The sequence below is a fragment of the Pedobacter sp. CG_S7 genome (genome assembly GCF_040544395.1).
GTDB lineage: Bacteria > Bacteroidota > Bacteroidia > Sphingobacteriales > Sphingobacteriaceae > Pedobacter.
Genome location: NZ_JBEONS010000004.1, coordinates 67,494 through 88,919, shown reverse-complemented (window position 1 = coordinate 88,919; position 21,426 = coordinate 67,494). Strand labels below are relative to the sequence as shown.

The 21,426-nt window shown below is 38.0% G+C and carries 18 protein-coding genes and 1 pseudogene; 11 read left to right on the top strand and 8 right to left on the bottom strand.

Annotated features, from left to right (window positions below):
- Positions 1 to 5: 5 nt before the first annotated feature.
- From lpxA to AAKU52_RS04160, 4 genes are all read right to left on the bottom strand, one after another.
- Entirely contained in the window at positions 6 to 791 is a 786-nt protein-coding gene (gene lpxA, locus AAKU52_RS04175) for an acyl-ACP--UDP-N-acetylglucosamine O-acyltransferase (RefSeq protein WP_354330544.1), read from the bottom strand.
- Positions 788 to 2,200, bottom strand: a complete 1,413-nt coding sequence (locus AAKU52_RS04170) for a bifunctional UDP-3-O-[3-hydroxymyristoyl] N-acetylglucosamine deacetylase/3-hydroxyacyl-ACP dehydratase (RefSeq protein ID WP_354330542.1) — start codon at positions 2,198 to 2,200, stop codon at positions 788 to 790. The genes lpxA and AAKU52_RS04170 overlap by 4 nt, the downstream gene beginning before the upstream one ends.
- A gap of 14 nt (positions 2,201 to 2,214) precedes the next feature.
- The gene (gene lpxD / locus AAKU52_RS04165; RefSeq protein WP_354330540.1) at positions 2,215 to 3,273 is read right to left on the bottom strand and encodes a UDP-3-O-(3-hydroxymyristoyl)glucosamine N-acyltransferase; all 1,059 of its coding nucleotides are present in this window, start codon (positions 3,271 to 3,273) and stop codon (positions 2,215 to 2,217) included.
- Between the two features lie 122 nt (positions 3,274 to 3,395).
- Positions 3,396 to 4,619 carry an HD domain-containing protein gene (locus AAKU52_RS04160; RefSeq protein WP_354330538.1) on the bottom strand — a complete coding sequence of 408 codons (1,224 nt, stop codon included), beginning with the start codon at positions 4,617 to 4,619 and terminating at the stop codon, positions 3,396 to 3,398.
- 62 nt (positions 4,620 to 4,681) lie between these two features.
- On the opposite strand from AAKU52_RS04160, the gene porX reads away from it, so the two are divergent.
- The 4 genes from porX to AAKU52_RS04140 are packed head-to-tail and all read left to right on the top strand — an operon-like array spanning position 4,682 to position 8,652.
- The gene (gene porX, locus AAKU52_RS04155; RefSeq protein ID WP_354330536.1) at positions 4,682 to 6,235 is read left to right on the top strand and encodes a T9SS response regulator signal transducer PorX; all 1,554 of its coding nucleotides are present in this window, start codon (positions 4,682 to 4,684) and stop codon (positions 6,233 to 6,235) included.
- 9 nt (positions 6,236 to 6,244) lie between these two features.
- Positions 6,245 to 6,673 (top strand): tRNA (adenosine(37)-N6)-threonylcarbamoyltransferase complex ATPase subunit type 1 TsaE, encoded by a 429-nt coding sequence (gene tsaE / locus AAKU52_RS04150; RefSeq protein WP_354330534.1) that lies wholly within the window; start codon positions 6,245 to 6,247, stop codon positions 6,671 to 6,673.
- Between the two features lie 53 nt (positions 6,674 to 6,726).
- Positions 6,727 to 7,953 (top strand): alanine dehydrogenase, encoded by a 1,227-nt coding sequence (locus AAKU52_RS04145; protein WP_354330532.1) that lies wholly within the window; start codon positions 6,727 to 6,729, stop codon positions 7,951 to 7,953.
- Between the two features lie 24 nt (positions 7,954 to 7,977).
- Positions 7,978 to 8,652: a M15 family metallopeptidase gene (locus AAKU52_RS04140; RefSeq protein WP_354330531.1), complete on the top strand. Its 675-nt coding sequence runs from the start codon at positions 7,978 to 7,980 to the stop codon at positions 8,650 to 8,652.
- Here AAKU52_RS04140 and AAKU52_RS04135 read toward each other — a convergent pair.
- The 3 genes from AAKU52_RS04135 to AAKU52_RS04125 are packed head-to-tail and all read right to left on the bottom strand — an operon-like array spanning position 8,639 to position 12,131.
- Positions 8,639 to 9,814: an MFS transporter gene (locus tag AAKU52_RS04135; protein WP_354330529.1), complete on the bottom strand. Its 1,176-nt coding sequence runs from the start codon at positions 9,812 to 9,814 to the stop codon at positions 8,639 to 8,641. The genes AAKU52_RS04140 and AAKU52_RS04135 overlap by 14 nt on opposite strands.
- 42 nt (positions 9,815 to 9,856) lie before the next feature.
- On the bottom strand, positions 9,857 to 10,918 hold the full coding sequence (locus AAKU52_RS04130) for an aminotransferase class I/II-fold pyridoxal phosphate-dependent enzyme (protein WP_354330527.1): 1,062 nt from the start codon (positions 10,916 to 10,918) through the stop codon (positions 9,857 to 9,859).
- Complete coding sequence (locus tag AAKU52_RS04125; RefSeq protein ID WP_354330525.1) at positions 10,905 to 12,131, bottom strand: D-alanyl-D-alanine carboxypeptidase/D-alanyl-D-alanine-endopeptidase; 1,227 nt, start codon at positions 12,129 to 12,131, stop codon at positions 10,905 to 10,907. Before AAKU52_RS04125 ends, AAKU52_RS04130 begins: the two co-directional genes overlap by 14 nt.
- Before the next feature lie 149 nt (positions 12,132 to 12,280).
- On the opposite strand from AAKU52_RS04125, the gene AAKU52_RS04120 reads away from it, so the two are divergent.
- From AAKU52_RS04120 to AAKU52_RS04110, 3 genes are all read left to right on the top strand, one after another.
- A complete protein-coding gene (locus tag AAKU52_RS04120) occupies positions 12,281 to 13,534 on the top strand; it encodes an aspartyl protease family protein (protein WP_354330523.1) in 1,254 nt (417 codons plus the stop codon).
- Positions 13,535 to 13,563: 29 nt separating this feature from the next.
- Positions 13,564 to 14,505, top strand: a complete 942-nt coding sequence (locus tag AAKU52_RS04115; RefSeq protein WP_354330521.1) for a hypothetical protein — start codon at positions 13,564 to 13,566, stop codon at positions 14,503 to 14,505.
- Between the two features lie 106 nt (positions 14,506 to 14,611).
- A complete protein-coding gene (locus AAKU52_RS04110; RefSeq protein WP_008241764.1) occupies positions 14,612 to 14,803 on the top strand; it encodes a cold-shock protein in 192 nt (63 codons plus the stop codon).
- A 137-nt stretch (positions 14,804 to 14,940) separates the two neighbouring features.
- Here the strand turns inward: AAKU52_RS04110 and AAKU52_RS04105 are convergent.
- A pseudogene (locus AAKU52_RS04105) lies at positions 14,941 to 15,729 on the bottom strand (glycerophosphodiester phosphodiesterase).
- Between the two features lie 72 nt (positions 15,730 to 15,801).
- Here AAKU52_RS04105 and ybeY point away from each other — a divergent pair.
- The 4 genes from ybeY to mnmG all read left to right on the top strand — a co-directional run bounded on the left by ybeY (position 15,802) and on the right by mnmG (position 21,415).
- The gene (gene ybeY, locus AAKU52_RS04100; RefSeq protein WP_354330517.1) at positions 15,802 to 16,251 is read left to right on the top strand and encodes an rRNA maturation RNase YbeY; all 450 of its coding nucleotides are present in this window, start codon (positions 15,802 to 15,804) and stop codon (positions 16,249 to 16,251) included.
- A gap of 153 nt (positions 16,252 to 16,404) precedes the next feature.
- On the top strand, positions 16,405 to 16,527 hold the full coding sequence (locus AAKU52_RS04095) for a glycoside hydrolase domain-containing protein (protein WP_354330734.1): 123 nt from the start codon (positions 16,405 to 16,407) through the stop codon (positions 16,525 to 16,527).
- Between the two features lie 969 nt (positions 16,528 to 17,496).
- A complete protein-coding gene (locus AAKU52_RS04090; RefSeq protein ID WP_354330515.1) occupies positions 17,497 to 19,365 on the top strand; it encodes an ABC-F family ATP-binding cassette domain-containing protein in 1,869 nt (622 codons plus the stop codon).
- Between the two features lie 187 nt (positions 19,366 to 19,552).
- Positions 19,553 to 21,415 carry a tRNA uridine-5-carboxymethylaminomethyl(34) synthesis enzyme MnmG gene (gene mnmG, locus AAKU52_RS04085; protein WP_354330512.1) on the top strand — a complete coding sequence of 621 codons (1,863 nt, stop codon included), beginning with the start codon at positions 19,553 to 19,555 and terminating at the stop codon, positions 21,413 to 21,415.
- Positions 21,416 to 21,426 lie beyond the last annotated feature (11 nt).

Sequence of the window (21,426 nt, the reverse complement as noted above, 5' to 3'; positions counted from 1 at the left end):
ATTAATTAGCTTCCTGATCCATAGCCTTTCATCACACCTCGGTTTGAATTCCTGATGAAATCAACAATTTCATCACGGATTTCAGTTGGTTGGAATTCCGCTTCAATAATATCCAAAGCCTTAGAAATATTATTATGTCTTACAAAAAGGACGCGGTAAATCTCCTGAATCTCATTGATCTTTTCTGGAGAAAAGCCTCTTCTCCTTAAGCCGACAGAATTTATACCTGCATAGGACAAAGGCTCCCTTGCCGCTTTAACATAAGGGGGCACATCCTTACGCACTAAAGAACCTCCAGTAATAAAGGCATGGGATCCAACTTTAACAAACTGATGGATAGCCACCAGACCTGCCAAAACGACATAATCACCAATGGTGATATGACCAGCAAGAGTAGTACTATTTGAAAAAATGCAGTAATCTCCCACCTCACAATCGTGTGCAATATGCGAATAAGCCTGTATCAGGCAGTTCTTACCAATTACTGTTTTCCATTTATCTTTTGTTCCACGGTTAATGGTTACACACTCCCGGATGGTCGTGTTATCGCCAATTTCCGCAGTTGTTACTTCTCCGGCAAACTTTAAATCCTGTGGTATACCCGAAATCACTGATCCTGGGAAAATCCGGCAGTTTTTACCGATACGGGCACCATCCATGATGACCACATTTGAACCAATCCAGCTACCTTCTCCAATTTCTACATCTTTGTGTATAACTGCAAAAGGCTCTATTACTACATTATCTGCAATTTTAGCCTGAGGGTGTATATATGCTAAGGGTTGAATCATAAGGTGCGTTCGCTATCTTTAACTTTTGAAATTTGGGCCATCATCTCTGCTTCCACCACTATTTTTTCACCAACCATACCCACGCCTTTCATTTGGGCAATACCCCTTCTGATAGGCTCCACCAAATCACAGCGAAAAACAATGGTATCTCCTGGGAGCACTTGTGCACGGAAACGTACGTTATCTATCTTTAAGAAATAAGTAAGGTAGTTTCTAGGATCAGGAACCGTACTTAAAACTAAAATACCGCCTGTTTGAGCCATCGCTTCAATCTGTATCACTCCCGGCATGACTGGCGCACCAGGAAAGTGACCTTTAAAAAACTCTTCGTTCATGGTAACGTTCTTCACCCCCACCACATACGTTTTCGTTAATTCCAGAATCTTGTCAATAAACAAAAAGGGTTGTCTGTGCGGCAAAATATCCATGATCTGCATCACGTCGTATAAGGGCTTAGCAGCTGGATTGTAGATATGTTGTTTTTTTTTATTTTTTTCTTTTTTAATAATCGCCTTAATTTTTTTTGCAAATGCAATATTTGCCGCATGTCCCGGACGGGCAGCCATAATATGTCCTTTTAAATGCATCCCTACCAAGGCTAGGTCTCCGATCATATCTAAAAGCTTATGTCTGGCCGGCTCATTTTGGTAACGCAATTCCATGTTATTTAAAATTCCCTGAGGCGCAACATCAATTGCACTGCGCTTAAATATAGTCGCCAGGTGATCCAACTCTTCCCTGGTAACTTCCTTGTCAACAATAACTATTGCATTGTTTAAATCGCCCCCTTTAATCAGGTTATTTTTCAACTGATATTCCAGTTCATGAAGGAAACAAAAAGTACGGCAGGAAGCTATTTCTTTTTTAAATTCGGCAATGCTTGATATTCCGGCATGCTGACTACCTAAAACCGGAGAGTTATAGTCTATCATACAGGTAAACCTGTAATCATCCAAAGGCATAGCTACAATCTCTACTTTCCTTTCTGCTTCTGTATAAGTGATGTTGTACGGAATTTGGAAATATTCCCTATCCATATCTTGCGACTCTGAACCGACACTTTCCAGTGCTTCTAAAAAAAGGATGGCACTTCCATCCATTATAGGTGCTTCAGGTCCGTCAACTTTCATTAGAACGTTATCAAGATCCATCCCCACTAGTGATGCCATAACGTGCTCTATTGTACTTACGCTCGCACCATTTTGTGAAATGGTAGTCCCACGAGCCGTATCAGTCACATTGTCGCAATCTGCATCTACAATAGGTTGTCCAGGTAGATCAATTCGTTGAAATTTAAACCCGTGGTTTTCCGGAGCAGGACAAAAAGTTAAGGTCACATTAGCACCGGTATGTAAACCGACGCCACTTACAGAAACCTCTGCTTTAATGGTTTTTTGTTTAACGTTCATTATTATTATTGTAACTACTTATTAATATTAATTAAGATTAATTCTTTTATAGCTGCTTCCAGCTTAATAATTCGCTGTTCCACATGTGGCAACTGTTTAAAAATAACTGAAGCCCGCATCCAGTTTCTTAAAGGCTGTGCCGGACTTCCATGCCATTGTTTATATTCTTCGGTAATGTTGAAATTAAGTCCGGCTTGTGCGCCAATTTGCGTGCCCTTGGCCAACGTTAAGTGCCCGGCAATACCTACTTGTCCGCCAATAATAGAATTACCGCCCAGTTTTGTACTTCCAGAAATTCCTGTTTGTGCGGCAACCACACTATGCGAGCCCAGATCAACATTGTGTGCAATCTGAATCAGGTTATCTAACTTCACTCCTTTACGGATAAAAGTAGAACCCATCGTTGCCCGGTCAATAGATGTATTTGAACCTATCTCCACATCGTCCTCGATCACTACGTTACCAATCTGTGCAATTTTTGTATAAGTTCCATCAGCCTGTGGAGCAAAACCAAAACCATCGCTGCCCACTACAGTATTGGAGTGTATGGTGATACGGTTACCTAAAACAGTTTGATTATATAGTTTAACACCAGGATGTATCACACAATATTCACCAACGATCGAATGATCACCGATATATACGTGTGGGTAAATTTTACTGTTATCTCCAATTTCTACAAATTCTGAAATATAACTGAATGCAGCGATATAAACGTTCTTCCCTATTTTTGCAGAAGGATGAATAAAGCTTGGCTGCTCAATTCCAGTGCGATTAGCAGTTTGGCTCATCACTTCTTTGTATTTTTCCAACAATATTGAAAAAGCACTGTAAGGATCTTTTACTTTAATTAAAGCACATTTAACAGCTTGAGAAGGAACAAAATCTGCTCTAACAATAACAACCGAAGCCTCGGTCGTATATAAAAAGTGTTCATATTTTGGATTGGAAAGAAAACACAGGGAACCTGCCTTACCATCCTCAATTTTTGAAAGCTCCGCCACTTGAACGTTTTCATCACCCTCAACGGTCCCACTCAATAGTTCGCTTATCTGCTTGGCAGTAAATTGCATTTTACAAAGGTAAATGTTAAATTGATATGAACAAATAAACCAATATGGCTTATCTTCTAATTAATACTATATAAGAATAGCTAAAAAACGGCATAAAAATAGAATTCTTTTGTTAAAAAATGCTAAATAATTCTTGGGTAGCAAAGTATATATTTTTTAACTGTTTTGTCTAAAGATTCTAAATTGGATAAATCTGATGCTTTAGCAATATCAATTAACGTGTTATTTTTCAATAAAATATAAATATTACTGCTTCCAGCATTATAGGCCCTATTCCTTATAACGTCTTCAAACACAAAGTAACGCACTTCTTCCTTACTGATGTTTAACACCACACCCACACTTTCCTTAAGTAATGCTATCCTACTTTCGTCAGGAGCCTCGTTAGTGATCTCTATTTTATAAAGATTTCTGGTTGTCAACATTTTACAGAGACGAGCTAAAATAGCATCTGGATGATCTTGCCATACTTTAATTGAAGCAAAAATATCCTGATCATCAAGCTCCATAAATTGTTGCAGGTGCAGTTCCTGTTCAAAAAAATCTATTACATTAATGCGATTGGACAAAAAATGCTGTAAGGCTGGTGTAGCAAACAGCTTTACTCCCTTTAAGGCCAGCTCCCTGGCCCGCTCCAAAATTTTAACCAGCAACTGCTCTCCTGCTATAACGGTTTTATGCAGATAAACTTGCCAATACATTAATCTTCTTGAAATTAGGAAATTTTCAATCGAATAAATACCCTTCTCTTCAACTACGAGGTTATCATCAACCACATTGAACATCTTTATGATACGGTCGAAGCTAATGACCCCTTCAGTTACCCCCGTAAAAAAGCTGTCACGGTTCAGGTAATCCATCCGGTCAAGATCCAGCTGACTAGAGATCAATTGGTGCAAAAACTTTTTTTGGCAGTCACCCTTAAATACAGCAATGGCAGAAGTCAGTCGCCCTTCAAATTCCACATTGAGTTTTTCCATGATGAGCATGGATAAATCTTCATGATGTATCCCGTTTACCAGTGTATGTTCCAAAGCATGTGAAAAAGGTCCATGACCTATATCGTGTAGCAGAATAGCTATAGTGGCCGCTTCTTCTTCGACTTTTGTCACCTCCTGGCCTTTTCCCCTCAAAACTTCTATTGCTAAACTCATAAGGTGCATAGCCCCCAATGCGTGATGGAAACGGGTATGCAAAGCACCTGGATAGACTAAGTGAGTCATACCCAACTGTTTGATATACCTTAACCTTTGAAAATAAGGATGAGAAATCAGGTCAAATACCAGTTCAGATGGTATATTTATAAAGCCATATACTGGATCATTTATTATTTTCTTTTTGTTCAATGCTACTAAATAAAATTATACGGTACAAAAATTGCTATTTTTATTTACAAATCAGAAATATAATGCAGGAAACCAAAATTCTATGGGCAGATGATGAGATCAACTTGTTAAAACCACATATATTACTACTTAACGAAAAAGGCTACCATGTAACTACTTTTACAAATGGAAATGATGCCTTGGAAGCATTTGGTAAGGAACATTTTGATCTTGTTTTTTTAGACGAAAACATGCCAGGCCTAAGTGGATTAGAAACCCTTTCAGCTATTAAAAACATCAGAAGCGATGTTCCTGTGGTACTCATCACAAAAAGTGAAGAAGAGAACCTTATGGAGGATGCCATCGGATCAAAAATAGACGACTACCTGATCAAGCCCGTTAACCCCAAACAGGTATTGCTGACGATAAAAAAGATTATAGACAACAAGCGCCTCATCAGCGAAAAAACTTCTATGGCTTATCAGCAAGATTTCAGACGTCTTGGCATGACGCTTAATGATAAGCTGAGTTACGAAGAATGGGTAGAGGTATATAAAAAACTTGTCTTCTGGGAGTTGGAACTCGAAAAACTGGACGATCCTCAAATGCATGAAATTTTAACCATGCAAAAGGCCGAAGCCAATATGCAGTTTTCCAAATTCATCGAAGACAATTACCTTGGTTGGGTAAATGGTAAAGAAAAAGCACCTTTACTTTCCAATGAGCTCTTGAAAAAAAAGGTATTCCCCTTGATCAATTCAACCACTCCGGTATTCTTTATATTAATCGATAACCTGCGCTATGACCAATGGAAAATCATTAATCCGTTAATTACAGAATATTTCCGCCTGGAGGAAGAAGATACTTATTCCAGCATCTTACCAACGGCAACACAATATGCAAGAAATGCAATTTTCTCTGGCCTTATGCCTTTGGAAATGGAGCGAAAGTTCCCATCGCTTTGGCAAAACGATGATGAAGAAGGCGGTAAAAACATGCATGAAGAAACGTTTTTAGCAGAACAAATAAAACGTACGTTGCGAAAAGACTGCAAATTCAGTTATCATAAAATCCTTACTTATGATGATGGTAAAGCTTTAAACGAGCAATTCAATAATTTAATGCAAAACGAATTCAATGCCATCGTTTATAATTTTGTCGACATGCTTTCTCATGCTCGCACAGACATGCAAATGATTCGTGAGCTTGCCAACGATGATGCTGCCTACCGTTCACTTACTCTTTCCTGGTTTGAACACTCTCCGTTATTGGAGTTATTGAAAAAACTAAGTCAAAAGAAAGTGAAATTGATCATCACTACCGATCATGGAACGATCAGGGTAAAACGTCCGAGCAAGGTAATCGGCGACAGAAATACAAATACTAACCTGCGTTACAAACAGGGAAGGAATCTTAATTTTAATCCTAAAGAGGTTTTGCAAATCAAAAACCCCCATGAAGCACAATTGCCTAAAATCAACATCAGTTCCAATTATATTTTTGCCAAGGAAGACCGATATTTTGTTTATCAAAATAATTACAATCAATTTGTAAACTATTACAATGAAACGTTCCAGCATGGGGGTATTTCATTAGAAGAAATGATCATTCCGATTGCGACTTATAGCACACGTTAGTCTTTGTTTATGAAATTGAAAATAAACGGCCTAAATGAATTACAGGAAGCCGCCCAACAACTTTTAACCTTTGCTGGAGAAGAAAAAATATTCCTCTTTGAAGGAGATATGGGTGCTGGTAAAACTACTTTCATAAAGGAAATCTGCCATGCATTGGGCGTGGTAGATGTAGTTTCCAGTCCAACCTTCTCTATTGTAAATGAATACCTTATCCAAAATAATAATCGGCCGGTATATCACTTTGACTTCTATCGCATAAAAAACCTACAAGAAGTTTATGATATTGGTTATGAAGAATATTTCTTTTCCGACAGTATTTGTCTGGTAGAATGGCCAGAAAAAATAGCAGATCTCTTGCCGGAATCGCATATTAAAATCACCATTGCGGCCTTGAATGAAACCGAACGCAATATAAGCTTCGTTAAAATTAAAACATAGGTTATTAAAGTTAAGTTTTTAATTGTTAAATTTAAGCGAAAAAATTAATCAAAATGTCTACAGGACTAAGAGAAGGAATGGCCACAATTGCTCAAAAAGGGTTGCAACAGCCTAAAGAGACTTTGTCAGCAATCCGGCAGAAAAACAACAGTTTGTACATTGGCCTACCCAAAGAAATTTCTTTCCAGGAAAACAGAATAGCACTGACACCCCTCTCCGTGGCCTTACTGGTCAATAATGGGCATAAGGTCATTATTGAGTCTGGTGCTGGTGTAGGTGCCAATTTCTCCGACAGGGACTATTGCGAACAGGGTGCCATCATTACTTATAACAAGAAAGAAGTTTTCGATGCAGATATCATTGTCAAAATTGCTCCACCCACCCTAGGAGAAATCGCCTTAATGCATAAAGGACAAACCCTACTTTCGGCCTTACAAATGGGTAATTTAAAAGAAGATTACATCAAGGCACTGATGAACAAGAAGGTTAATGCCCTCTGCTTTGAACACCTCCGTGACGAGGGTAATATTCTTAGTGTAGTTCGTGCGATGAGTGAAATTGTAGGGGCTACAACGATTTTTATTGCAGCAGAGTACTTAAGTAACGTTACAGGAGGTAAAGGATTAATGCTTGGTGGTTTTACAGGAGTACCACCAACGGAAATAGTAATTCTTGGAGCGGGAACTGTGGGTGAATATGCAGCACGCACAGCCATATCGCTCGGTGCGTCAGTTAAAGTATTCGACAGTTCTATATACAGGCTAAGGAGGCTACAAAATAATTTAGGCAGCAGGGTTTTTACTTCAGTAATGCAGCCTATCGTATTAACCAAAGCCATTACCACCTGTGATGTGGTTATAGGTGCAATGAGAGCCAAAAACGGCAGAAGTCCTTGCATCGTTATGGAAGAGACAGTAAGTCAGATGAAACCGGATTCCGTAATTATCGATGTAAGTATAGACCAGGGCGGTTGCTTTGAAACCTCTGAGGTAACCAACCATACCAATCCGGTTTTCCGTAAATATGATGTCATCCATTACTGCGTTCCAAATATAGCATCAAGAGTACCGCGTACAGCATCTTATGCATTAACGAACATCTTGACACCCATCTTAATGGATATCGGCGAATTGGGCGGCTTAATGAATGTTGTTTGGAACAGGCCTGGCATAAGGGAATCACTTTATATTTACCAGGGTCATTTAACCAGCAAAGACCTTTCAAACATGTTTAACCTTCCTTTTAAAGACCTTGAATTGTTGGTTGTCTCTAACCAATAAATGACAGGATGTAACCCTAAAAATATGAAAGCATTTTTCCAACTGATAGCTTTTACCCTTTTTGCAACAATAGGTATAAATGTAAGAGCACAAAAGTTATACGTTACCAGCACTTTAAGCGAGTATAATGCGGCTATCCAAAAATCTCCAGAGAAGCAACTGATTGATATTAAAAAGGCAATACCTGATATTACTTTAGATATCCGCTATGCAACTGACGATAACTTTATGAATCGGGTGATGTATTCTGAAGCGAGTGCTTTTGCCCGCAAACCGGTAGTAGCACAATTAAAAAAAATCCAGAAGGAACTGCGTAAAAAAGGATATGGCTTAAAAATATACGATGCCTATCGCCCCTATGCCATTACTGTTGCTTTTTACGAACAGGCATCAGACAAGAACTTTGTGGCCAACCCGGCAAAAGGTTCAAAACACAACCGTGGATGTGCGGTAGATCTCAGTGTGATCAATTACAAAACCAAAGAAGAAATACCCATGCCCACACCTTTTGATAGCTTTGCTGCATCGGCGGCAGTTACCTATCAAAACTTACCAGAAGCTGTAATAAAAAACCGTGATTTTCTAATTAAAACCATGGAATCCCATGGTTTTAAAGTGCTCAACAATGAGTGGTGGCATTTTGATTTTATTGGCTGGCAGAACTTTGAGCTTTTAGATATTCCCTTTAAAAGTCTTTAGGTTTCATTTTATAAATGTAATGTAAATAGACTAATGCTATTAATGTAATTCCTGAACAGGAATAAAATACAATTGGAATCATAGTAATATCCGTAATAAATAACCAGCCTGCAAGCAGGGCACCAATACCTATTCCAGCCTCTAGCGCAATGTACATGGTAGCCATGGCCTTACCACGGTGTTCTGGTCTGCTTAAATCGATGGTCCATGCCGTAACAGTTGGCGAAAGCATACCAGTAGCTACCCCATATAATGCCGATGCGGCCATCAAATGAAAGGAAGTATTTGCTAAACCGATCCCTAACATCGCAAAAACCAGCAACGAAAGGGAAACTTTCAAAATATGCATCCTGCCATATTGGTCAGAAGCCTTTCCGGCTACAAAACGGATAAGCAGTGAGGAAATAGTAAATACCATAAAAAACAACCCTTTGTTACTGGTACCAAGGTGGCTGCCCCAATCGCCAATAACCGTTAAAATGGCACCATAACTAATATAACACATAAAAGTAACCACACACGCTGGTATAACCTGAAATTCAATTATTTCGTGCTTGCTTATTTTTAGTAGCGATAAAGTAAACTTTTGCTTCTGTATTAAAGTTTCCTTCATGTTGGAGAGAATCACAATTGATAAAAGAGCAAACAAAGAAGAACAGTAAAACAGGATGTCAATTGAAAAATGATCGGTAATTAAACTCCCAATTGCTGGTCCAATGGCTAAGCCTGTGGTAAAACACACCCCATGAACACCCATCGCCTCTCCCCAGCGGTTTTTTGGAACTAAATCTGCAACATACGCTGCGGTAGCCGTTGGCTTAAAGCCAGTAGAAAAACCATGAAGCAGCCTTAGAAGCAAAAAACCGGCAACCGTAGTCAATACCGGATAAAGAAAACCGCATAAAAAGCAAACGATTGAGCCTACAGCCATTACCGGAATCCTTCCAACAGTATCAGTCAGTTTTCCACTGAAAGGCCTGGAGATGCCCGCAGTTAATGTAAAAAGGGCAATTATCAATCCCTTATATTCCACTCCCCCCAAAGCCGTTAAATAAGCAGGAAGCTCTGGAATTAACATATTAAAACTCGCGGAAAATAAAAAGGAGCTTAAACAAACAAGGCCAAATTGGAAGGTATAAATAGAGTCAATACTTTTTTGCATCAATTAATAACATGAGAATATAAGCAGACAAAGTTAATCGCTTTAAAGAGAACAGGGAATCAATTTCAGTAAAATAGCTAAATCCTCCTTCTGATGCCAGCTGCTCAAAACAATTCTGTTTAACAAGTCACCAGCCTGATCAGGATAAGCAAATGAAGAAATCAAAACCTGATTTTCCAATAAAGTGGAGGCTAAATGCTGATCCTCACTTAAATACACGGGGAATCCTTCCATAGCCGCAAATGCAGCTTTTTCAGCACCTAATCCTACTGAAAAATAATCACAAAGAACCAAAAGTTTTGCCAATTCTTCCTTATAAATTTCTTCAGCATGCATAAATGCATATAAACCGGCAGCAGCAGGTGGAGAGGCTCCAGCATATACAAATGTTTTCTTAAGTTGCCCAATCAATGCTGCGGAACTTAAAATCAAGCCAGCATCCACACCCAGGGCTTTTGCCATAGAGGCGACCACAACAATCTTTAAAAAGGATAGTTTTGGCAATTTAGGCAAACAACCCATGCCGTTTGATAAAACACCAATACCATGCGAATCATCAACAATTAGCAAAACGTCTTTTCCTGGCGCTATGTTTTCAATGAAAGAAAAATCATACTCTTCCGGAAATAGGTTATTGATAGAATTACTGATCAACACCCAACGTGTCGATTTACTTTGGTTAATGAGCTCGACAACGTGGCGGCTCCAAAAACCAAAAGAGCCTTTAATACCAGGATCGCCAGCTATCCATAAAGCAGGATGCGTATGAGGGGCATATAATACCTGACCCCAATCAGCAAAATGTTGTACCGTTAGCTGAGCGGCCAAATAACCACTGGAGGTAATTAAAGCTGCCTCGGCACCATACCGCTGTGCAGCAACAGCCTCTGCCTCATCATAAATACCCAACTGCACATTGTTGCTTCTGCTGGTACCATTATTTAATCCGAAGGTTTTAACCCCGGTTGCATAAAGATGTAAAAAATGTTCATTTTGTGGAATACCCAAGTAAGCTGTACCACCAAAATATAAGTAAGAATTGGATTTCTGATGAATTCTAGACCCTAAAGCCCCAGAAAGTTTGTTAAATTTAATAGCGTTCATGTATTTGTGTCACAATTCTTCCCATTTCTTTTCTTACTGTTGCCGTTGGCAATACAAAGTTATTGTTCAGGAAAGAATAAATATAAATTTTGCCTTTTTTAGTCAGTACATAACCACTTTGGTTGTGTACATTAGATAAAGTTCCTGTTTTACCATAAACAAAAGGCGTATCCGTAGCAGGGTAAGCATTTTTAAGTGTGCCACTTTTACCACCTGCAGGCAGCATTGAAAATAACCTTTTTTGATCATTGACCTCCTCATAAATCAAGCGCAGCAAGATCACTATATCTCTGGGAGTAAATAAATTATTTCTTGATAAGCCAGAACCATCCACCCAAACAGGCTTATCCGGCAGGGCCGATAAATAGGTTTTCTCAATATGGGCAATAGCGGTTTGGCTATTTAGTTCTGCAGAAAGCTGGTTAGCATAAACGAGCAACAGTTGCTCTGCAATAAAATTATCGCTAGGTAGCATCATCAGCTTTAAAACACTATCTGTTTTCAAATTATGAATGGTTTTAGCATTTACAGGCATAGCCATTTGCACCAGCTCAACCTTTTTGTGCAAGGTATCATTCAATAAATTCAAGGTAGTTACGGTATTAATTTTATAAGGCAGCTCCTGTCTGAAGCTGTTGCCTACCGGTACCCGCGGATAAAGAAATAAATTGCTGTCAAAATTCCTTTTCACTTTAAAATTTCCCGTTTTTATAGTGCTGTCCAGTATAAAACAATTTTCAAAGAGCGCAGGTATAATCCTCAACCCACCATTCTCAGCTTTCACGGTCACTAAATTATCCATGATTGGCAACTCATTAATTTCCGCTTGGTAATAATCATTATAATCGTCCCATGCCCATCCATAACCAAAGGAATCACCTTTATAACGGCCAGCGGCAAAGAACAATTGCTGTTTACTGTTTTTTAAAAATTCAAGTGCTTTTGTACCCTTCAACTGTGTTTGTAAAAAAGAAGGGTCTCCGGTTCCCCAAAAAATCAAGGAGTCACCTTTTATTACGTACCTTAAAGAAGGTATAGAATCGGGAATCATCTTTAAACCAGCATAAAAAGTAAAAAGCTTGGTATTAGATGCGGGCACAAAATATTTGTCGGAATTCTTTTCATAAACCATTTTACCAGCTTCCAGGTCGTACAAAGCAAAGCCAACAGGATATTGACTAACCACAGCCGACTTTTCAAATGTCTTATCCAACTGTTTAGCAATACGTTGGTGCACAGAGCAAGCCTGTAAAATTAAGGTTAAAAAGAGAAGAAAAACTATATAAACACTGGGAAACTGATTAAAACGCATGCTAAAATTTATACTTATGGTAATCTGTGCCTAATTTATTAAATTAGTTCATGAAATCCATTTTACGGCGCATAAAAATATTTTCTATCCGGATGGTATTCGTATTATCCATTATGCAACTATGGCCTGTGCATTACAGTTATGGCCAAAACTTCGTGTTTGATGGTAAGCGAAAAAAGGAGAGCCTCAATTTTATACTATTAAAAAACCTAATCATTGTACCACTTTACATTAATGGAAAAGGGCCATACAATTTCATTTTAGATACAGGAGTGAGTCCGCTAATCATCACAGACCACAGTATTATCGACAGTGTGAGTTTAAAAGGGCTGAGAACTACCAAACTGGTTGGTCTGGGCGAAGGAAATGATCTGGAGGCTTATTTAACCGATATAATTTTTGTCCGTTTGGGGCATGCCACCATCAATAATATGCCTACGGCTATCTTAAAGGAAGACATCTTTAATTTATCTAACTATGTTGGGATCCGGATTTATGGCCTCATAGGCTATTATTTCTTTAACAGTTTTACCGTACAAATAAAATATCCTGCCAAAAAGATAGTTTTCACCATTCCGGAGGTCAGGTTAAAAAAGAAAGGAGAAAAAATTCCAATAGAAATCATCAATAATAAACCATTCATACAGCTATTTATCAGTGAAACTGGCATCGAAAAAACAGCAGTAAAAATGGTTGTAGATCTTGGTGCGAGCCATGCCATATCGTTAGAATCATTTAAAGGAGGCCCATTTCCTTTGCCTGAGAAAACGATACCTGCCAACCTGGGGGTTGGCTTTGCCGGTTTAATAAGTGGCAATATTGGCCGTTTAAACCGTGTTGAAATTGGCAGCTTCAGTTTTAAACAAGTGCTTTCCTCTTTTCCTGAGTTTTCACAGGCAGGGGCAAAAACAGGCGTAACAGTGCGTAATGGAAACTTGGGCAGCGACCTGCTTAAACATTTCGACCTGACTATAGATTATACCAACAGGTCAATATTCCTGAAGCCTAATTCCTTTTCACGAATGACATTCGAGCACGACATGTCGGGAATGGAAGTCTATATACAGGATGTGGACAAAAAACATTACTTAGTGGGCCGCATTGAGCAAGATTCACCAGCAGAAAAAGTCGGTATTTTACCCAACGATCAATTGGTTTCCATAAACTTCAAACCTATAAACGAATATACCCTTGATGAGATCGATTTGATATTGAAAGCAGGCGATGGTAAAAGAGTTATCATACAACTTATTCGCGATGATAAACTGATTTACAAAATCCTGATTTTAAAAAGACGGATTTAGTAGTTTATATTTGCCACAAACACCAGTACATGCTTAAAAAAAATTTAATATATATTTTCCTTAGCCTGCTTTTTCTACTTTACAGCTGCACCTCTTCTGATGCTCCAGTAAAAACAAAAATAACAACTTCTAAAACACGGCTTTCTTTCGAAACCATTAAAGGAATTAAATACCAGGAAGTAAAACGCAGGTTCTCTAACGGCTTATCCTTCGATTCCCTTGGTTTCCAGCAAGAACCTAGCTGGATCATTCAATTCGTATCAAATGATTCCATTAGGGCTTATAGTCCACAGAAAAAGGCCATGCAGGGTTTTCATCTGCATTACGATCATGGTGATGTCTATAATTTTGCTAAAGAATGGTTCCGAATAAAAAGTATTTCGAAAGACAGCGTGGTCATGCAGCGTTTATTTGTGAGTAAAAAGGAAATTGCAAAAGACATCCGTTCAGATGTAAACCTTACCTATTATGCACAGGACTACATAAAAAACACCTTAAAAACAACTGCAGCAAAATTACAACGACCAACAGCAAAAGATACTACTTTCATTAGGGGCTTATCAGATCAAGCAAACCGCAACCCTACCACTCGGGACAGTGTATTTGCTGGCAGACAACCTGTACGGTTTATACCTAAGAATAAAATGATTTCTGTAGAGAAATTATCGTCAGTTGATGTGCTGAACGGTAAAACTGAGGCATTCGACTACCTTTACCCGAGTTACAGGATGGTTATTCAAAAAGCCTATAAAGATTTTGGCTATACTTTTACCGTTTTGGTAGATAAAAAAGGAAAACTTTACCTCGGCACCTTTAGTGGCGAAATACCTGAATATCATGAAGTACGGAAAAAAGTTCTGGAAGGAATCATCTCCGTTTATCTACAAAATTTATTAACGATTAAACCGGGTACCACATTAGGGATACCTCACGCAAGTGAGGTTACGGTGACCGTTAAAGGAATTAAGTAAAGTTAACAAATGGCTCAACACCAAATATTTATCATTTTTATTTGCAATTATAGTAATTCTCGAAATAATTCCTATCTTGCAGACTTAATTATTAATACATAATACAATGCAAGAAGGAACAGTAAAATTTTTTAATGTAACTAAAGGTTTTGGTTTTATCATCCCTGCAAACGGAGATAGCGAAATTTTTGTACATTCAACAGGCCTTATCGACGAAATTCGTGAAAACGATAAAGTTGAGTATGACGTAGAAAGCGGCAAAAAAGGGTTGAATGCGATTAATGTTAAAGTAATCTAGATTATTATAATCATCATTCGTACGAGCTTCCTGATCTTATCAGGAAGCTTTTTTTATGCATTATCTACTGCGTAATACGATAAATGAACTTTTGCATCTTTTATTCCTGTAGAGTTATAAAACTTTATTTTCACGATTTACTTCCTGCTATCAGCCTTTTTTAAAACTTCAAAAAGTAATTCGGGCTCATTAGTAGTTATAAAATCCACCTTATTATCCAGTAGCCATTGCATGTCTGTTGCCGTGTTCACCGTCCAGGCATTTAGCGTTAAGCCTAATTCTTTGGCCTTACCAAACCAATTGTTGGTTTTATAAACAGTAAATTAATAATCAGCGCCAGAAAAACCATCCTGCTTTAATTTATCGGCAGTTACATCCCCATTCAAATAGGCTACCGTTGCCGAAGAATTAAGTTCTAAAACCTGCTGCATGGCAGCATAGCTGAAACTAATGTATTCTACCCATTGCTGTGCTTTTAATTGATGTACCATAGCCACTACAGCTGCTGTAACTTCGCGCATCTGCGCTGGATTTTTAATTAGCTTAATTTCCAGAATGAGTTTAGTTTTCCCCTGCTTTTTTCCCTCTTTTAAATAACTTTTCAGTGTAGGTAACCTTTCACCATTTGATAAAGGAAACTTCTTTAATTCGTTATAAGTAGTGTTGGCAATTACCATTCCCTTAAAATCATCATCATGGTTAACTACTAACACGCCATCTTTAGTCTGATGCACATCAAACTCAGCACCATAGCAGTGTAAACGAATGGCCTCTTTTAAGGCAGCAATAGAATTCTCCGGCAAGTTTTTCTTTTTCCAGGCACCACGATGAGCAATGACAGGATTACTGTTCCACTTAATGTTTTGGGCAATTAGCGTGGTAGAAAAGAAAATAAGGCAGCATAAAAGTGGGAAGAATAGTTTCATGTGAAGGCTATTGAAGCTGCAAAATACAATTTTTAATTAATTTACTAAATTTGTATTTCCAATTAATCTCCCATGAGCAAAATAGCTGTCAACTTTTTTAACGAAGACCTTAAATACACACTGAAACAGAAAACTCGTATCAGAACCTGGCTACTGGCCACCATTACCAAGGAAGGATATGCGCTTGAGGAATTGAATTTTATTTTATGTTCTGATGAATACCTACTCAAGATGAACCAGGAATACCTTGATCATGATACTTATACTGATGTGATTACTTTTGATAACTCAGAGACTCCCAAAACCATTGTAGGTGATATATTTATTAGCATGGAACGTATCCAAGAAAATGCAAAGGCTTTTAAGTGTAGTGTTTTTGAAGAATTGTGCCGCGTTATGGTACATGGCACCTTGCACATTTTAGGTTATAAAGATAAATCTAAAGCCGATAAGACACTGATGACCCAAAAAGAAGACCAATATCTCGGTCTTTTGGCGGAGAATAAAGTACCAACCAAATAAACTTAAAATTGTAGAGACCCAGTATTGATTAACGTTTTATTAAGTGATAATTTGCATTTAAACGAATAAAAATTTAAGGCAATAGACATTATTAAAATAATATTCTTTGTGATGGGATTTTATCAATTTACTCCCGGATTGTCACTATAGGTAATCAGATCTCCATTTTTTCAGCATCCCAAAATCAAGTTGAGCAATAGAAAAACTTTTTTAGTAGAAGTGAAAAACTACACTAAAGAGAATAAATATATTCAATCTGCCAGGTTAAATGGTTAAGAATGGAACAACCCATGTGACCAAAGTACTTTACCGCCTTCGTTTAGTTATGAAGGTAAAGGTAACTAATATTTAGCAGGTCGTTTCCTTATCCTTGGTAGGTCTTTGGTAGGTCCTTTGTAGGTCTAAATGACCTACAAAGGACCTACCAAAGATAATTTAAATACAACGGTTCTACATGCCGAAAATAATTGAGCAAATCTTTCTTTTTGAAAAAAACTACTGGCTTTGGTCGAAAAAATTCTGGCATTTGTCTTCATTGCACGGAAACTCGTCTAATTTAGCCTGTCTCCCTGAAACATTTCAACTTCTTTAATGTCTTATTTACAAATGTTTACGAATTAAATTGATCAAATTAAAGAGAACTTAAGACCAGAAATCAGGAAAGATGTAATGAAAAATTTTATCGGTTATAGTTTATTTATTAACATACTAATGGAAAGTGGGGTTGCTGCAAAGGCAGCCGACAATAACAACGCATTTATAGCACTAACAGTCCTTAAAAACATAAACAAAATATTGGTGTCAGAAAATGTAGAATTAATCCTTGTACAGAACGTTGTAGACTATGTAAGATTTTACCATTCACTTCATAACAAATGTTAGTGACGATGCAAAAATAAATCTTACCGGGAAAATAGATAGCTATTATGCCAAAATGAGCGATACAGCTGTTTTAAACTGTGAAGGTTTTGCGGATAAAAATACGGCTATTAGCAGACTGCAATCCAATGCTGATGATGGTGGCCTGGCCAGTAACAAGTATAAATATTTGTAGACTGATTATATTGAACGGATTACAAATGAATGATTAACACTCAAATTTTCCTTTTATAGGCAGAAAAAGATAGCCAAGGTTGTCTTTTTTTTGTCGTTACTTTCTTTGCCGGCTCCTGGCATCCTTATACAAAAAAATTATTGCTTACTTTTGTAATAATTTCTTAACTGACAAACCGTTAAAAGTATAATTTGAGCACACTAATTGCAGCTGAAGGCCTGGGTCATGCCTATCATGATGAATGGCTATTTAAAAATTTAACCCTGGGTATCCAAACCGGACAACGCGTAGCGTTAGTTGGTATAAATGGAGCGGGTAAAAGTACATTATTGAAACTTCTGGCAGAAAGGTTTAACCCGCTGGAAGGTAAAATAGTGAAAAATAAATCTGTAAAGATTGGTTTCCTTGATCAGGAACCTTCTTTCCCTGATGGATACAGCATCTCTGACTTTATTTTCTCTTTGGAAAATAAACAGCAGCAGCTAATCAAGGAATATGAAGAACTGATTGAAGACCCTAACCCCGATGAAAAAACATTGAACCGCTTATACGAAGAGTTGAGCGAACACAATGCATGGGAATATGAACATGAAATAAAAACAATTTTGAGTCGCATGGGTATTAACCACCTGCAACAAAAAATTGATACCCTATCTGGGGGACAAAAAAAACGCCTGGCTCTAGCTAAGCTGTTAATTGAGGATCCAGAGATTTATGTTTTGGATGAGCCTACCAATCATTTGGATATTGATACCATTGAATGGCTGGAGAAATTACTTACTTCGGGCAACAAAACGATCTTACTGGTAACGCACGACAGGTACTTCCTTGACAACGTTTGCAACACTATTGTGGAATTAGACCGTGGTAAAATCTACAATTATAATGGCAACTATGCTTTTTTTCTGGAAAAAAAATCAGAAAGAGAGGCATCAGATGAGAGTACATTTCAGAAAAACAAAAACCTGCTGAAGAAAGAATTGGAGTGGATGAGAAGAATGCCACAAGCCAGAGGTACAAAGTCACAGTCGCGCATAACCGCTTATTACGACCTTGATGAGAAAACAAAACAAAGAACTGACAATCAAAGCGTTACTTTAAACATGAAGATGTCGCGTCAGGGAAATAAAATTTTAGAACTGGACCATATCGGACAATCATTTGGCGATAAAAAAATCATCAATGATTTTTCTTATACTTTTAAAAGAGGCGATCGGATTGGTTTAGCTGGAAAAAATGGTACAGGAAAATCTACTTTTTTAAACCTGGTAACGGGCATCTTACAACCAGAAAAAGGTACTATTGGAACTGGAGATACAACAATTTACGGTTATTATAAGCAAGGAGGTTTAGCTTTCAATGAAAAAGAAAGGGTAATAGATATTGTAAAATCTGATGCCGAATACATTAAAATGGCTGATGGTTCTACCATTTCCGCATCTCAATTGCTAACCTTATTTTTGTTCCCTCCCAAGAAACAACATGGGATGGTGGAGAAATTAAGTGGTGGTGAAAAGAAGCGTTTACACCTGATGAAGGTATTGATGATGAATCCAAATTTCTTAATATTGGATGAACCTACAAACGATTTAGACATTGACACGTTAAATGTGCTGGAAGAGTTTTTAGAAAACTTCCCGGGTGTATTGATGCTGGTTTCTCACGACAGGTACTTATTGGATAAGATGAGCGAGCAATTGTTTATTATGGAAGGTGACGGGAACGTTAACATTTATAATGGTAATTATTCTGAATACAGAATTAGTTTAGAAGCAGAAAAAACCAAGGAAAATAAATCGCCTAAATCGGCAGAAGTTTCAAAAAGTGTGTCTTCCACAACCAAGAAACTGACTTATAAAGAACAAAAGGAATTGGAAGATTCAGAAGCAAGAATTGCAGTATTGGAGAAAAAAGTGGAAGAACTAACTGCTTCTTTAGTGAAGATTGACAGTGCTGATTACATAAAGATGCAGGAAGTAAATCAAATCTTAACTACCGATAAAAAGGAATTGGACTCGGTTACGGAAAGATGGCTGGAATTATCAGAAAAAACCAGCTAATAGAAAAAACATCACCTATTGTGATTAAGTTTATTCCATTAGTTATTCTAGCTGCGCTGTGGATGTTTGCCTTAAAAACATGCCACCTAATAAAATTGAAAAGTAAACGTTCCACGTGAAACCTTAAGGCCTTTGAGGCTTAAAACTCAACGCTCGTTTCACGTGGAACATAAAACATAATAAGACAATGTTTAAAGAATACGATGTGATTGTAGTGGGTGCCGGGCATGCAGGCTGTGAAGCTGCAGCGGCAGCTGCAAACCTTGGCTCCTCTGTTTTGCTGATTACCATGAACATGGAAACCATTGCACAAATGAGCTGTAACCCTGCTATGGGTGGCGTAGCAAAAGGTCAAATTGTAAGAGAGATTGACGCCATGGGCGGCTACTCAGGAATAATAGCGGACAAGACGACCCTACAGTTTAGGATGCTGAATTTATCTAAAGGTCCTGCCATGTGGAGCCCGCGTGCGCAGAATGATAGGAAACGTTTTGCCGAAGAATGGCGATTGGCTTTGGAGCGTACACCTAATGTAGATTTCTGGCAAGAAATGGTGAGCAGCTTATTGATCAAAAACAATACTGTTATTGGCGTAAAAACTTCCCTGGGTATTGAAATTAAAGGGAAGTCTGTCGTATTAACCAACGGCACTTTCTTAAATGGGTTAATACATATTGGGGAAAAGAAATTTGGTGGCGGCCGTACCGGTGAAAAAGCAGCAACGGGCTTAACAGAACAATTAAGGGAATTAGGATTTGAAGCTGGCAGAATGAAAACCGGTACCCCTCCCCGCGTGGATGGCAGGTCATTAAATTATTCCTTAATGGAAGAACAATGGGGAGATGAAAACCCAGGAAGATTTTCTTATACAGATGTTGCGCGACCAACTGAACAACGCTGCTGTTGGATCACTTATACCAACAGTAATGTGCATGAAACATTGAAAGAGGGCTTTGAAAAATCACCGATGTTTACCGGAAGAATAAAAGGACTTGGCCCACGCTACTGCCCTTCTATTGAAGATAAAATTAATCGTTTTGCGGAACGCGAAAGACACCAGATTTTTGTTGAACCCGAAGGATGGAATACCTGTGAAATTTACGTGAATGGTTTCTCTACTTCTTTGCCTGAAGATGTACAGTATAAAGCACTCATACAAATTCCTGGATTTGAAAAAGCTAAAATGTTCAGACCAGGTTATGCCATTGAATATGATTATTTTCCACCTACACAGTTAAACCTTACACTTGAAACTAAAAAAATAGCGAATCTATTCTTTGCAGGACAAATTAATGGAACTACAGGCTATGAAGAAGCTGCTAGTCAGGGGTTTATTGCCGGAATTAATGCGCATCAGAAAGTATACGACAAACATGAGCTGATTATGAAGCGTTCGGAGTCTTATATAGGGGTATTAATCGACGATTTGGTAACGAAAGGAACAGATGAACCGTACCGCATGTTTACTTCGCGCGCCGAACACCGCTTGTTATTGCGACAAGATAATGCCGACATCCGCCTCTCCCCTATTGCCTACGATTTGGGATTGATAAATGAAGAACGATTAGAGGTGGTTAAACAAAAAGTGGCTAACTCTGATGCCATCGTGGCCTTCACTAAAAAAACAGGTATAGCTAGTTTAGCGGCCAATGAAATGCTAGAAAATTTAGGTACCAGTGCCTTAAATCAGAACGTAAAAATATTCAGTATTTTAAGCAGACCCCAGGTTGGCATAGAAGATATCAGAAAGGTAAGCCCTGCCTTTAATGAACTCTTAAATCAATTTGACAAAGAAACCGTAGAACAGGCAGAAATTAAAATTAAATACGAGAGTTATTTCGAGAAAGAAAAGGATATCGTTAACAAAATGCAGAAAATGGAAGACAAGGATATCAATCCAGATTTTGATTATGCAACCCTAATTTCCCTTTCTAAAGAGGCCCGGGAGAAATTACTAAAAATAAAACCACGTACCTTGGGTCAGGCCTCCCGTATTTCGGGTGTTTCCCCTTCAGATATTTCTGTTTTAATGGTACACATTAGTAAATAAATTATAAACTA